Origin of the sequence: Gardnerella sp. KA00718 (genome assembly GCF_049244285.1) — a bacterium.
Lineage (GTDB): Bacteria > Actinomycetota > Actinomycetes > Actinomycetales > Bifidobacteriaceae > Bifidobacterium > Bifidobacterium vaginale.
The window spans coordinates 852,488-866,711 of the sequence record NZ_CP058370.1; the positions used below are offsets into that span (position 1 = coordinate 852,488).

General features: G+C 39.3%; 12 protein-coding genes. 10 read left to right on the plus strand and 2 right to left on the minus strand.

Annotated elements, in window-relative coordinates:
• The first annotated feature begins 82 nt into the window (after positions 1-82).
• Positions 83-811 carry a GntR family transcriptional regulator gene (locus HXT55_RS03400; protein ID WP_004114987.1) on the plus strand — a complete coding sequence of 243 codons (729 nt, stop codon included), beginning with the start codon at positions 83-85 and terminating at the stop codon, positions 809-811.
• Between the two features lie 144 nt (positions 812-955).
• On the opposite strand, the gene rpsT is transcribed toward HXT55_RS03400, so the two are convergent.
• Positions 956-1,216, minus strand: a complete 261-nt coding sequence (rpsT, locus tag HXT55_RS03405) for a 30S ribosomal protein S20 (protein ID WP_004113577.1) — start codon at positions 1,214-1,216, stop codon at positions 956-958.
• Positions 1,217-1,471: 255 nt separating this feature from the next.
• Between rpsT and lepA the strand changes: the two genes are divergently transcribed.
• The 9 genes from lepA (at position 1,472) to HXT55_RS03450 (ending at position 11,431) form a co-directional block, all read left to right on the plus strand.
• Positions 1,472-3,352: a translation elongation factor 4 gene (lepA, locus tag HXT55_RS03410; protein WP_004120758.1), complete on the plus strand. Its 1,881-nt coding sequence runs from the start codon at positions 1,472-1,474 to the stop codon at positions 3,350-3,352.
• On the plus strand, positions 3,349-4,668 hold the full coding sequence (gene hemW, locus HXT55_RS03415; protein WP_004117745.1) for a radical SAM family heme chaperone HemW: 1,320 nt from the start codon (positions 3,349-3,351) through the stop codon (positions 4,666-4,668). Before lepA ends, hemW begins: the two co-directional genes overlap by 4 nt.
• Positions 4,669-4,713: 45 nt before the next feature.
• Positions 4,714-5,169, plus strand: coding sequence for a tripartite tricarboxylate transporter TctB family protein (locus HXT55_RS03420; protein WP_004117747.1), 456 nt, complete (start codon positions 4,714-4,716; stop codon positions 5,167-5,169).
• Between the two features lie 461 nt (positions 5,170-5,630).
• On the plus strand, positions 5,631-7,001 hold the full coding sequence (locus HXT55_RS03425) for an ABC transporter permease (protein WP_119675660.1): 1,371 nt from the start codon (positions 5,631-5,633) through the stop codon (positions 6,999-7,001).
• 24 nt (positions 7,002-7,025) lie between these two features.
• Positions 7,026-8,366, plus strand: a complete 1,341-nt coding sequence (locus tag HXT55_RS03430; protein WP_421792485.1) for an ABC transporter permease — start codon at positions 7,026-7,028, stop codon at positions 8,364-8,366.
• 158 nt (positions 8,367-8,524) lie between these two features.
• The gene (locus tag HXT55_RS03435; protein WP_004113588.1) at positions 8,525-9,163 is read left to right on the plus strand and encodes an ABC transporter ATP-binding protein; all 639 of its coding nucleotides are present in this window, start codon (positions 8,525-8,527) and stop codon (positions 9,161-9,163) included.
• Positions 9,164-9,313: 150 nt separating this feature from the next.
• Positions 9,314-9,778: a 5-(carboxyamino)imidazole ribonucleotide mutase gene (gene purE, locus HXT55_RS03440; protein ID WP_217430555.1), complete on the plus strand. Its 465-nt coding sequence runs from the start codon at positions 9,314-9,316 to the stop codon at positions 9,776-9,778.
• Entirely contained in the window at positions 9,762-10,934 is a 1,173-nt protein-coding gene (purK, locus tag HXT55_RS03445) for a 5-(carboxyamino)imidazole ribonucleotide synthase (protein WP_075038728.1), read from the plus strand. The genes purE and purK overlap by 17 nt, the downstream gene beginning before the upstream one ends.
• Positions 10,935-11,026: 92 nt before the next feature.
• Positions 11,027-11,431 carry a Fur family transcriptional regulator gene (locus tag HXT55_RS03450; RefSeq protein WP_004113597.1) on the plus strand — a complete coding sequence of 135 codons (405 nt, stop codon included), beginning with the start codon at positions 11,027-11,029 and terminating at the stop codon, positions 11,429-11,431.
• Between the two features lie 84 nt (positions 11,432-11,515).
• On the opposite strand, the gene HXT55_RS03455 is transcribed toward HXT55_RS03450, so the two are convergent.
• Positions 11,516-14,224 (minus strand): bifunctional lysylphosphatidylglycerol flippase/synthetase MprF, encoded by a 2,709-nt coding sequence (locus HXT55_RS03455; RefSeq protein ID WP_421792488.1) that lies wholly within the window; start codon positions 14,222-14,224, stop codon positions 11,516-11,518.

Consider the following 14,224-nt stretch of genomic DNA (forward strand, 5'->3'; position numbering starts at 1 on the left):
AAAAATTTTCTTAAAAGCTTCATTTTTTAAGATTTTTTTTTTAATAGCTTTTAAAAGAAAATTACTATTTGGAGAGTGGATTGTGACCGAAGGTGTACCTAAATATATTGCCGTGCGAGACAATCTTAGGAAACGCATTGACTTAATGGAGCCAGACGAACAACTTCCTCCAGAAGTAGAATTGTGTAAGCAATACAACGTTAGCCGAATTACTCTTAGACATGCAGTTGATAATCTGATATTGGAAGGTCTGCTTGTAAGAATACAAGGCAAAGGAACTTTTAGAGCAAGAGATGTTATTCACAGTGTTAACCGTGAAGTTATATCAGACCAGGTTCAAGGCTTTTACCAGAATTATTCTGAAAGCAAAGAACATATACGAATCAAAGTTATTCAAAATGATGTAGTTAAAGATGAATCTGCTGCTTATAAGCTTGGTTTAGATGAGTCAATTGATCTTATTTGTGTTAAACGATTAAAGTACGTTGATGACGTTTTGTCTAATTACAGTGTAGTTTATCTTGAAGCTTCAAGATTTCCAAAAGTTTTGACTCATGATTTTACGAAAAAATCTTTAGCAGAGTTTCTAGAAAGCGATTACGCTGTAAAGCTTTGTGAAAATGATTTGTCTGTTCATGTTGAGCAACTATGTGGAACCATGGCAAAAGTTTTACAGGTTGAAGATAAAACTCCATCTCTTGCAGTTGAATCCATTGTTAAGGACTCTTTTGGTTCAATAATAGCCTTTGGTGCTGCTGTTTATACACCAAAGTATTGTGATATTCAATTCAAAATGCATATTACTGTTTGATATTACTTTATTTATTCTTGAACGATTCTTGTTTTTCTATATAAAAATGTTCTAGTATACAGAAAATCTCCGTTACCAAATGTAAACAAATGATAACGGAGATTTTTCAAACTCTAATTAAGATCGCAATCTAATGCGACTATTTTAAAGAGCGTTGATTGCCAAAGCAAGACCAGACTTACGGTTTGCAGCCTGATTCTTATGAATCACACCACGGCCTGCAGCCTTGTCAAGCTTCTTAGCAGCCACTGCGAATGCAGCTTCAGCTGCAGCCTTGTCACCAGCAGCGATGGCTTCACGAGTAGCGCGGATAGCAGTCTTCAAAGCAGACTTCACTGCCACGTTACGCTTGTGTGCCTTCTCATTGGTGAGCACGCGCTTTTTCTGCGACTTAATGTTTGCCACTATTACTCCAAACGACGTTTGCTATATCAAGGACATACAAAGGGTAAGCATAGCATGATTCTTGGATAAAACCACTAATTTTCACGAATATTAATCACCATAATGCTTACTGCATGCATTAAATGTAATTAAGTGCATAACTTGCTGTTCTTATCTTCTTGGACTAGGGTAGTCAAGTTGCTACCATTAATGAGTTACAGTGCTTGATGCACATTATACTATATATTCATTGTGTCTTAAAAGGAGATATTTGCTTTGATTACACCGCATAACCAGCCAGGATTTACGGATCAATCGTTGATACGCAACTTCTGCATTATTGCGCATATAGATCACGGCAAGTCTACTGTAGCGGATCGCATTTTGCAGCTTTCTGGAATTGTGCCAGAACGTGAGATGCGAGACCGTTTCTTGGATCGCATGGATATTGAGCAAGAGCGCGGAATCACTATTAAATCGCAAGCTGTTCGAGTTCCTTGGGTTTTTGACGGTAAAGAGTACTCGCTTGGCATGATTGATACTCCTGGTCACGTTGATTTTACTTACGAAGTTTCGCGTGCGCTTGCAGCATGCGAGGGTGCGGTTTTGCTTGTGGATGCCACTCAAGGTATTGAAGCGCAGACGCTTTCCAACCTTTATATGGCAATCGAACATGATTTAACGATTATTCCTGTATTAAACAAAATCGATTTGCCTAGTGCGGAGCCAGACAAGCATGCGGAAGAAATAGCTGGATTAATTGGTTGCAAGCCTAATGAAGTTTTGCGTGTTTCTGGGAAAACTGGCGAAGGTGTAAAAGATCTTCTCGACCAAATCGTGCTGGAAGTGCCAGCTCCTAGTGGAAATCCTAATGGCGCTGCTCGTGCGCTTATTTTTGATTCAGTCTACGATTCGTATCGCGGAATCGTCACATATATTCGTATGGTTGATGGCGAGCTTAAATCGCGTGAAAAATTGCATATGATGGGCATTGGCATGACGCATGATCCTATTGAAATCGGCGTTATTAGCCCAGATATGACTCCAACAAAGGCGCTTGGAGCGGGAGAAGTCGGCTACGTAATTACTGGCGCAAAAGACGTGAGCCAATCTAAAGTTGGCGACACTATTACTAGCGCCGTAAATCCAGCATCCGAGCCTTTGGAAGGCTACAGAGACCCTAAGCCTATGGTTTACGCTGGCTTATTCCCAATCGATAACGCGCAATTCCCAGAGCTAAGAGATGCTCTCGATAAGCTAAAACTTAACGATGCTGCTCTTATTTACGAGCCAGAAACGTCGGTTGCGTTGGGATTTGGTTTCCGTTGCGGATTCTTAGGTTTGTTGCACATGGAGATTGTTTCCGAGCGCTTAAGTCGAGAATTTGGATTAGATCTTATTTCAACTGCTCCAAACGTAACTTACGATGTTACTAGCGAAGACGGCACCGAGCATCATGTGACTAATCCTAGCGAGTTCCCAGAAGGCAAAATCAAGCGCATTATTGAGCCAATGGTTGCTGCCGACATTATTGCTCCAAAAGATTTTATTGGCGCGATTATGGACTTGTGCCAAGATCATCGTGGGGAAATGGGCACAATGGAATACATTAGTGCCGATCGCGTGGAAATGCACTACAGGATTCCTCTTGCAGAAATCGTTTTTGACTTCTTCGATCAGCTTAAAAGCCGCACAAAGGGCTACGCTTCTCTTGACTACCACGAAGATGGCGAGCAAGCTGCAGATCTTGTTAAGGTAGATATTCTTATTCAGGGAGATAAGGTTGACGCTTTTAGCGCCATCGTGCATCGCGATAAGGCTTATTCTTACGGCGTTATGATGACGAAGAAACTTCGCGGACTTATTCCTCGCCAACAGTTTGAGATTCCAATTCAGGCTGCAATTGGCTCGCGTATTATTGCGCGCGAAACGATTAGTGCGCTTAGAAAAGACGTGCTCGCTAAATGCTACGGCGGCGATATTACTCGTAAGCGCAAGCTTCTTGAAAAGCAAAAGGCTGGTAAGAAGCGCATGAAGATGCTTGGACACGTTGAAGTTCCTCAAGAAGCGTTTGTTGCGGCTTTGGCTACGGATGATGGCGCAAACGATAGAGACACTAAAGATAAGATTCGTGCAGCGCAAAAGTCTGAAGGATGAGTTTAGAGTTGGATGCTGAATTAAATAAATCAGCTATGCAAACTAAAAGCATGCCTTTTGAAGTTTACGTGCACGTGCCGTTTTGCTTGCGACGCTGCGGTTATTGCGATTTTAATACGTATACTGCTCGTGATTTGGGCGAAGGTGCGAGTCGTGAAGGGTACGCGGATGTTGCGATTCTAGAGATGCGTCTTGTAAAAAAGTGGCAGGAATTTCACGGGATTTTTGAGCCTAAAGCGCAATCTGTTTTCTTTGGCGGCGGCACTCCGACTGTTCTTAAAGCGCAAGATTTAGTGCGAATTTTGCAAGAAATACGTAACTTATGGGGCATTATGCCTGGCGCGGAAATAACTACAGAAGCAAATCCAGACACTGCAGATGAGTCTTATATTGAGACGCTTGCAGAAGGCGGATTTACACGAATATCTTTTGGAATGCAATCGGCTGTGCCGCATGTGCTAAAAACGCTTGACCGCACGCATACTCCAGAAAACGTAGAGCGCGGAGTTAAAGCAGCGAATGCTTGTGGTTTGCGCTCAAGCGTTGATTTGATTTATGGAGCTCCAGGGGAGAGTCTAGACGATTGGCGAAAGTCGGTAGAAATGGCTTTGAGCCTGGGCGTTAACCACGTTTCCGCGTATGCGCTAACAGTAGAGCCGCGCACAAAAATGGGTCGCCAAATTGCTGCTGGCACAATTCACGCGCCAGATGACGATGATGAAGCTGCAAAATACGAGTTGGCAGATAGTCTTTTTAATTCTGCTGGCTTAAAGTGGTATGAGATTTCTAACTGGGCGCGCACTGGTTTTGAGTCTCAACATAATCTTGGATATTGGAAGAACATTGATTGGGCAGGAATTGGCCCAGGGGCTCATTCTCACTACAATTCTGTTAGCGGCATTAGCAAGCAAAGCATGGATGATTGTGCTCTTTTGGCGGATTCAAGCAAGTTTTACAATCTTAGATCTTGGGATATTTTGCATCCAAAACGTTGGGCGCATGCGATTAATGCAGGAAACGTGCCTTGGCAAAACTACGAGTGTATAAACAGTGAGGATGCGTTGATAGAAGAGGTAATGCTTGGGTTGCGCATTAGAGATGGGCTTAGTATTGATGAATTGTGTACAAAGATGCGTAAAGCCAATTGCGAATTTGACGATTCTTATTTGCAAAAAGTGCTAATCGAAGTGTGTAAAGAAGATTTGGCAGTGTTGAACAAAAATCGTATTGCTGCCACTCGAAAAGGGCGTTTATTAAACGATTTATTAATCGAAAAAATTGTTGACGCGTGCCAAAATGGCTTAGTTATGCGTTAAAATGATTCGTATTGTGTGAAAATTCAATGCAGAAAGGAATCAATCATGGCAAACCGCAAAGAGCGTAGAGCAAAAGCCAGGCAGAGTCGTAGGGGAATCCCGTCTCAATACGATCAAACGAATGGCCGCGGTCGCGGTGGAATGATTGACGAATACAATCTGCAAGAACATTCAAGAAGGCTCCAAGAAAACGGCGTTGACGGTTGGAAGCCATCTTCTAGCGTTACAGAACAAGAGGAACAGTTAACTCGTAATATTAAGCGAGCTAAGGCTGGAGATGATACTTGGAATACTGTTCGCAAAGTTATTGGCGTGTGTTCTTGGGCTGTTCTCTTGCTTTCTGCATTCGCGTTCTTGGTAATTATGTGGCTGCCAAGTCAGCCAATGGTGCTTGTTATAACTGTTGCAGTGTTGTTTGCTTTGGGCGTGTTTGGACTGTTCTTTAGCTTTAGCAACTCTAAGCAAAATCCGCGACTCGATCAGCACGGTACCGCGCTTTAGTTAGATTTGGGTCGATTTAGGTTTGTTTATAAATAAATAAAAACTATTTTTAATAATTAAGGCGGGCGCTTTGGTAATACAATGTGCGCGCCTTATTTGTTTTATACGCCTTTATCCATGCAAATCCTGCAAAATGATCATGCAAATTCTAGTTAAATCATGCAAAATAAATTTTTTTGACTAGTAAGTTTTAATTTGTAAAACTTATAGTTTGTTTGCGTAATTTTCTTCTATAATCATTTGACAACTAAAAATATTTAAAATGATTATAACAATATTGCGCATATTTTTTAGATTAAATCAGTAATTTTCATAAAATTTTCTAAGATATTTAAAGAAAATCAACAGTTCTTTCTTAGCTTTTTATAAGGGTAAATCATATAAGCTACGAGATTGTACTTATTGTACCTATTTTGTAACAGACAATTTCAATGACAAGTGTTCAATGAGGAAGGTAGTCGATGACATTTATTTCTCGCGCAATACGCTACGTTTTGAGAAAAAGAGTAAAAACAGCAATAGTGTTTGTAATATTAGCATTAATTTCAACGCTTTTGCTAGCATCTTCTGCAGTTGTGATTGCTGCAGAAAAAGAAGGCAAAAAAGTAGAAGAACAAGCAGAATCTAGTTTTGTTTTAGCAAATAATCCGCAAGTAAATCCTGGAACTCCTAGGGGAGCAGGAACCGTTAAACCAAGTGATGTTAAAAAAATAGCGTCACTAAAAAATGTTGATTCGTATGTTTTGCGTCAAAATGTTACTGCCGATTTAGTTGGTGCAAAAGCAGCTAGAATCAAAGGTGTTCAAGACTACGATGCTCGTAGAGAAAAGCAATTTGGAAACGCTGTAAACTTAGAGGGAACAAACTCTTCTAAGGGCTTAAATGCTTTCAAAACAAAATCAATTCACATGGTTAAAGGAAGAGCTTTGCAAGAATCAGATGAGCATGCTTCCTTAATCCACGAAGATTTAGCAAAACTAAATGGCTTAAAATTAGGCGATTCGTTAACGCTTAAAGCAAACCCGTTTGACGCCGATAATCTTAACCATTCTACGGAGCAAGTAAAAACACGCATAGTTGGAATTTATGGCGGAGCTAATAATCGCCCAGTTGCAACACGTGCGGAATTAACTGCAAATACTGTGTATACAGATTTGAAAACAACCAGAGAGCTTTACAAATATAAGCCTGGAAAAGAGATATATCAGGATGCAAGTTTTAAGGTTAAAAAAGGAGTGGACGCAGATTCTGTGATTGAAGAAGCGTCTAAGCTTCCGATTGATTTGCAAAACTATCAGATCACTAGAGATGATCAGTTTGTGCAAGGCATGATTGGCGCAGCAAAAGGCGTAAAATCCATGATGAACATAACAGTTATTGCAGTAAGCGCGTTTGCTGTAATTGCTTTAGGATTAGTTCTTATTCTTTGGATTAATGAGCGTAGAAAAGAAATTGGTGTTCTAACCTCAATTGGTGTAGGAAAGGCGTCCCTTGTGTTGCAGCAGCTTTTTGAGCTTGTGCTACTTGCGATTCCAGCCATTGCAATAGGTTATGGTTTTGCAAGCGCAATATCTCCTTGGATTAGTGATTGCGCATTAGGTTCAGTAAAAAATTCCGCTGCGCAGCAGCTTAGTTCGATGGGTCAAGCTGGAGGAAACCTAGAGTCGAGCATGGCAACAAGAACATTAGATAAGATTGCTGTTCATGTTAGCTTAGATTGCTTAATTCAATCGTCATTAATGGTTCTAATGGTTATTGTTGTGGCAGTTGCATTATCTTATCTGCCTATTTTGCGAAAGTCTCCTAGAGATTTGCTTGGCATGCAAAAGTAGGTGGCTGCAAAAGTAGGTGGTAAAATGACTCAAATTATAAAAAGAGCTTGGCTAGCTATAGTTAGAAAACCAAGGCGCAGTGCTATTTTAGCTTTGATTATTACGGTTGTTCTTAGTGCGCTTATTTGCCAGAGTGGAGTTATTGCTTCTGTAAAAAATCTAGAGAATCAATTAACTTCCAATATTGGTTTAGGTTTTAGCGTTTATGCAAAAACGCAGGGAGAGACTTTGCCAGAGTCTGATTCTTCTAGTGATTCCGCTAATCAATCGCAGCAAGATATTCCTCAAGATTTGCAAAAAAACGAAGGAATTCCAGAAAATCTTATTGCAAAATTTAAAAAGATTAGTGGAATAAAAACTATTGCAGAAGAAAAAGATGTTTTAGCAAATCCTGTTAACGTTAAAATTGTAGCGCCAATACATGGTCCGCGTTTAGACAATGATGAGATGTTTTCGCTTGTTTCAATAACGGGAACAACTAGATCACAGTTATCACAAGGATTTCAAGAAGGATTATATAAGCTTGAGGAAGGTAATCATATTGATTCTTCGGCACCTGGCGACTTTAAGCGCGCAAAATCTGCAATAATTCACAAGTCTTTTGCTAAGCAAAATAATCTTAAACTCGGCTCTGTTTTAAAGCTAAAACAAGGCAGCAAAAGCATTAATCTTAAGGTTGTTGGTATTTTTTCTGGCAAGATGCAAACAAAAGGTGCGCTTCCTTCCGATTCTTCCGAAAATCGCGTAATAACTGATTTAGAATCCGCTCTTTACTTGTCTGGAAGTAAAAATCGCAGTTCTATAAAGTGCGTTATGCAAAATTCAAATAATCTAACTAAAGCTTTAGAAGAAGCTAATAAAATCGCTAAAAACGATGGCGATGGCATGCTTTCTGTAGAAAACAATGCGCAAAGATTTGCCTCTGTTCTTCAATCTGTAAAAACAGTTAAGCAACTAGTAACAATGATTTTAATGTGTCTTGCATTAGTCGGAATTATAGTGCTTGGTTTAGTTCTTGTTTTTTGGGTTCGAGGAAGGATTCACGAAGTTGGAGTTCTAATGGCAATTGGTATGAACAAGTCTGTAATAGCTTTGCAAATGATTATAGAAGTTTTTATAATAACATCATTCTGCTCAGTTGCATCAATTCTAATTGGGTCTGCAATATCTTCAAGTGTAGGATCAATGCTATTGGCTAATGTCTCAAATAGTACAATTTCTGGCTTAAGCATTTCTTGGATTCCAAATAAACAAACATTTTTTGCTATTCTTATAGGATTTGCTATAGCGTTTGTATCTCTATGCATTGCTCTTGCGCCAATAATGTTTAAAAAGCCTCGCTTTGTATTGAATTCAATGAGCTGAGGTGATTTTCTTAGATAATTAATATGAATCAATTAGAAGATTGGATTTAACTGGATTTTATTAAGAATAAGATTCGGATTCTGATAGAAAATTAAAAATTTACAAGTATTAAATATTAAGTATGAAATATTAAATTTAGAAAATATTGGAGTTTTATTATGACAACTTTATTAAAACTTAACAACGTTGATTATTCTTATGGTGCAACTAATATTCCTGTTCTTAAAAACGTTAATGCGGATTTTGAATCAGGGAAAATATACAGTATTACAGGTCAATCTGGAGCTGGAAAATCCACTATGTTATCTCTTCTAGCAGGATTAGATACTCCAACAAAAGGAACAGTATTGTTTGATGGACAAGATATTTCAAAGAATGGTGGATATTCTAATCATCGCAAGAATCATGTGTCTTTAGTTTTTCAGAATTTCAATCTAATCGACTACTTGACTCCTGTAGAAAACTTGCGTCTTGTTAATTCAAATGCTGATTCCAAGATTCTTAAAGAACTGGGACTTAGTGAAGACGAATCAACTAGAAATATAACAAAGCTTTCTGGCGGGCAGCAGCAGCGAGTGGCTATTGCGCGAGCGCTTGTATCTTCTGCTCCTGTTATTCTTGCAGACGAGCCAACAGGTAGCTTGGATCCAAATACAACACAAGAAGTTATATCAATCTTAAAAGACGCAGCTCATAAACACGGAAAATGTGTAATTGTTGTAACACATTCGAGCGATGTGGCGGCTGCTGCAGACATAAAATATGTTCTCAAAAACAAACAGTTAACAAAAAAATAATATAAAAGACTAATTATCAACAATTTTTCCGTGCTTCTGCGTAAAGTAAAACCTGTGCGTAACCTTTGCGCAGAAGTTGCGTATCAGTGCATACACGGGGAGGTTGTTGTGGCTGAAGTGTCAGATTCTAAGCCTATTGTGGCAGTTGTTATGGGGTCTTCAAGTGATTGGGAAACCATGCGTCATGCCTGCGAAATCCTAGAAAGATTCAGAGTGCCGTATATGAAAAAAGTTATTTCTGCACATCGCACTCCAGAACTTATGGCAGATTTTGCTCACAGTGCTAGAAAAAATGGTTTTCGCGTAATTATTGCTGGCGCTGGTGGAGCGGCCCACTTACCAGGTATGATTGCTGCTCAAACAACTCTTCCAGTTGTTGGTGTTCCTGTAAAATCCCATGCTCTTTCGGGCTGGGATTCTTTGCTTTCTATAGTGCAAATGCCTGGTGGTATTCCTGTTGCTACAACAGCTGTGGGCAACTCGGGAGCTACAAATGCTGGTTTGCTTGCAGTAAGCATGTTGAGCACAACAGATAATCGTCTTGCAGACGAACTTGAAGATTACCGTCAAGAATTAAAAGAGAAGGTTGAGGAATCTAATGCCGAGCTTATCTGAAGTCACTAATGGTGCTGTAGAGCGTTTGATGCCAGGAGCCACTATTGGAATTATTGGCGGCGGTCAATTGGGACGCATGATGGCTATTGCAGCTAGACATATGGGATTCCGCATAGGAGTTTTAGATCCAACGCTTGATTGCCCAGTATTTCAGGTTGCAGATTTGCAGGTTGAGGCAAATTATGATGATCCTGAAGGCTTGCGCGAGCTTGCTGAACGTTGTGATGTTCTTACATACGAGTTTGAAAATGTTAACGCAGATGCGTTAGATAAGGTTCGTCATTTAACAGCTATTCCTCAGGGCACAGATTTATTGCGTGTTACACAAGATCGTGTTTGTGAAAAAGAGTTTATTAATAAACATGGCATTGAAACAGCTAAATGGCGTGAAGTCAATAATCTTGACGATTTAGACGCAGCAATCGAAGAAATTGGTTTGCCTGCTATTCTTAAGACTCGTCGTGGTGGCTATGATGGTCATGGTCAGGATGTTCTTCGCACTGAAGAAGATGTTGCTAATATTCACCACCGTTCCGATAGGGGAGGAAAATTCCCTCCGTCTATTCTTGAAGGTTTCGTTGACTTTGCTTTTGAAGCTTCAATTCTTGTTTCCGGCAATGGTAATGATTTTGTGACTTATCCTCTTGTAAAAAACGTTCATCACAATAGCATTCTTCATATGACTCTCGCACCTGCAGCGGTGGATTCTATAGTAGAAGAGACCGCACACGATTTAGCGCTTCAACTGGCTAAAGGTTTTGAGCTTGCTGGCACGCTTGGCATTGAGTTATTTATTACTAAAGATAATCGTGTAGTAGTAAACGAGCTTGCTCCTCGCCCTCACAATTCTGGGCATTACACGATTGAAGCTTGCGATATGGATCAGTTTGAAGCACATATTCGCGGTATTGTTGGATGGCCTTTAAAAAAGCCTAAGCTGCTTTCTCCTGCAGTGATGGTTAATGTTCTTGGTCAACATGTTGCTCCTACTCGTTCTCTTATATTAGAGCATCCAGAATGGCATGTTCATGACTATGGAAAGGCTGAGGTTCGTAAAAATCGCAAAATGGGTCATATTACTGTTTTGTGTGATGACACAGTTAAAGAAGCTGCAGAATTAGATGCTACTGGCTGTTGGGATGACGAGCTTGATTAAAAGATTTAGTATTAGTCTTAAAATTTAAATAGTTATAGTTTGTTGGACTAGTATTAGATTTTTTAATAGTTTGAAAGGTAAAAGGTTAAATAATGGTTGGTGAGCCAGTACGCAGAAACACTAAGCAAAAAGAAACTGTTCTTGAACATTTAAGAGCTTCGCGTAATTTTGTTTCTGCACAGAATCTGCATCGCCTGCTTGTGGAAGATGGTGAAATCATTGGTTTAGCCACAGTGTATCGTCAGCTTAATATGCTTGCACAAAGTGGCGATGTTGATACTGTTCGTTTTAATGGACAGCAACTATTTCGCATTTGCGATGAGAATACTCATCATCACCATCTTGTGTGTGAAAAGTGTGGTAAAACCGTGGATATAGAGCCTCCTGATGATGAGGGTTGGATTCACAAGATCGCCGAATCTCATGGGTATACGGTTATAGATCACACTTTGGAAGTGTTTGGATTATGCCCAGACTGTAATCAGAGTGTAGATTGATTGCAAACTCATTAATCAATCTAATTAATTACAGTTAAAAATCAGCCTAGATTTAGAATTTAGGCTGATTTTTCATTACATGAACTATTTTTTAAGAGTTTTTAGCATTTCTAAAATCTGCTTAGGATTAGTCTCTGGCAAATAAGAGCTTGTAACAGCTAACGATATTTGTGCTAGTTTTGCAGAATCCAAATAGCATATGTATACAGGTCTATTAGTAGGCTGGAACTTCTTTTTAAAGAAATAAAGCGACTTAAATCCGTATGCTGGCTCCAAAATATCGGACATCATTTCAAGCGTATGAACAATAATATCATTTGATTCATGATGATTTGAAGATTGAGAATCTCCATGAATTGTAGGCTTTTGGCTTGCCTGGATATCTTTACTAGAATCCTCATTGCTTAATGTAGAATTTTCACAAATATCTGTTATTCCAGCAAGAGGAGCTGCAGAAAGACTCATAAACTCCACAGCAGATTCTGGATTTTCAAGACCTTCGTCTCTTAACCGTTCCGCCATTCTAGCAATAAGCAACTCCATAATTCCATTAGGGCTATCCGTGCGATGTCTCATAAAATCAAGAGTCCACCCGATTACGCGATTATTGTCATAAGTCGGCATCCAACTTGTAACCCCAAGAACGCGATTGTTCTCGTCAATCGCATACAAAATCTTTACTCTAGGATCATGCAATTCTTCCAAACCGCCAAGAGTAAACTTCATTTCTGGAAGGGCTTTAAGTTCCGCCCATTCTTCCGAAATCTCAATAATTTGTTGCTGAACTTCCCAAGGAGCATCGTTGTAAGTGCTAAGAACATCTGTTATTCCATCACGTTTTGCCTTGTTTATGGCAGTGCGAATATCCTGCCACTTTTTACCCCTAGTTTGCCACTCTTTAGGGTAGACTAGCATATCGCTTCCAACTTTTATAGAAGAAAAACCAATAGATTCCAAGGCTTTTCGTTCTTCATCGTGAACAGCGTAGAATGCTGGAGACCATGAATTTTGTTCGCAAAGTTGAATAAACGCTTTCAAATCTTGTTTATATTCTGTTTTATCTCCAAAAGGACCAGTTAGAGTTAAAGCAACTCCATATTTTAGTCTGTATGCTATTGCAGAATGTTCAGTGGCGGAGAACCAATAGTGGTTATCATGCCATGTTGTCATAAAACTCATGGTGTCTCCACCAAGTTGAACTAACTCGCTTGCTTTTTTGCGGTCTTCTTCATTAATTGTTATTTTGTTTCTAAACCACACCATGCAAACAGCAAAAAGAACAAGCCAGAATAGAACTCCAACACCTTGAGTTATTGCTGAAGACAAAGGAGTTATAGGTGTAAGCATGGCATTGGACCTTAATCCAAAGCCCATAGGCATCCAACGCCCTGGAAGATCACGTAGTAAATGATGCAAGTCTGCTACAGGCTTAAATTCATTTGGTGCAATCAACCCGAAGCAAACATATCCTATTCCAGTAGAAAATAGTGCAAAAACAATTGCAACTAATCCAACTCTGCGCTCAAGCTTATCACTATGATTTGGAAAATGCTTTATGCTTATAAACAGTAGAATTGCTATTAATAAAGGAGGCAAAGCTGTAAGCATAAAGGCTATAGAAGTAGCATTATTCTTGTGGAAAATCATAGTTTGTTTAGTTGCAATCAAAGGCAAAATAGCAAAATACATTGTTGCATATACTGCTGTAATTCCGTTGATTGTTATAGCAGCATAAGCTGCAAGTCTTCTTCCGCGTAAAAGTCCCCAAGATATAATCATTAAAGTGACAATAGGCAAAAGAATACGAATCCAAAGACCTCCTATTGTTGCGTGTTGTAATCCTGAATGAAGCAGGCAACTGCTTGAACTATAGTTTGATATACATCTTGCTAGCCACGGTTTCGTACCCATTTGCGGAGACATGAATAAACCTAATGTAGTTAGTATTCCAGCATGAGATCTAGAAGATAGTGCAAGAACTGGTCCTAAAGCCATAACAAGTTGAGTTATGGCAAATAGACGTCTAATCTCGTAGTCTGTTCCTTCCCACCAGTTCGCGCTTTTCACAGTATTTGTATTAGCATTGCTATTTTTGTTCATCAGATTGCCAATAATATGGCCACAAATTGCTGCAAAAATTGTGCAATAATCCCCAGGATTTCCACTATAAAGAAGCATTGCAGACGTGATTGCATATCCCAAAACAAACATTCGTCTACGCCACAATATTGATTCGCATGTTGCTGCAGCCATAAAAGCTCCAACAAAAAGTGTAAAAGGAGAAAGTCTAATTGGTATTCTAGTAATCCAACGCATGTTTCTAATAATCATTGAAAGATTACCGATTAAAGTAAGCCCGAGTATTGTTCCAATAAGAGTGCTTGTTACGGAAACAAAAAGCAAACGCATTTTACCGATACGTGTTTCGGCTAATCCTATTAAAACAAGTGAAAGTATTGCATTTACTATTAGAGATGAGAAACTATTTACAAAAAATAGCGAGTGGAATAGTTTAATCAGAAGCTGTGTAATATTTCTATGCCCAAACAAAAAAGTATAGCTTATTTTCGGTTTATGATACGAGAAGAATTGTGAAAGAGTTGCATTGGTGCCATAAGTATAGATGTGCATTACGGTACTGAAAACCCAGTGAATAAGGTTAATAACCAAGAAAACTAGAGTTATTTTCGCTGCTAGCACGCGCTGCGATAGCCACATGCGCACATCGTTGGTAAGAACGCTTAAATGATGTTTTGCTGTAGACTCGTGATTTTTTGATAAAAAGTTTGGCAT

What these genes read in the sequence shown, in the direction of transcription:
- HXT55_RS03425 (WP_119675660.1), top strand. Translation starts at nt 5,631, where the DNA reads ATGACATTTATTTCTCGCGCAATACGCTACGTTTTGAGAAAAAGAGTA.
- purE (WP_217430555.1), top strand. Translation starts at nt 9,314, where the DNA reads ATGGGGTCTTCAAGTGATTGGGAAACCATGCGTCATGCCTGCGAAATC.
- HXT55_RS03430 (WP_421792485.1), top strand. Translation starts at nt 7,026, where the DNA reads ATGACTCAAATTATAAAAAGAGCTTGGCTAGCTATAGTTAGAAAACCA.
- HXT55_RS03435 (WP_004113588.1), top strand. Translation starts at nt 8,525, where the DNA reads ATGACAACTTTATTAAAACTTAACAACGTTGATTATTCTTATGGTGCA.
- purK (WP_075038728.1), top strand. Translation starts at nt 9,762, where the DNA reads ATGCCGAGCTTATCTGAAGTCACTAATGGTGCTGTAGAGCGTTTGATG.
- hemW (WP_004117745.1), top strand. Translation starts at nt 3,349, where the DNA reads ATGAGTTTAGAGTTGGATGCTGAATTAAATAAATCAGCTATGCAAACT.
- HXT55_RS03450 (WP_004113597.1), top strand. Translation starts at nt 11,027, where the DNA reads ATGGTTGGTGAGCCAGTACGCAGAAACACTAAGCAAAAAGAAACTGTT.
- HXT55_RS03420 (WP_004117747.1), top strand. Translation starts at nt 4,714, where the DNA reads ATGGCAAACCGCAAAGAGCGTAGAGCAAAAGCCAGGCAGAGTCGTAGG.
- HXT55_RS03455 (WP_421792488.1), bottom strand. Translation starts at nt 14,224, where the DNA reads ATGCCAAACTTTTTATCAAAAAATCACGAGTCTACAGCAAAACATCAT.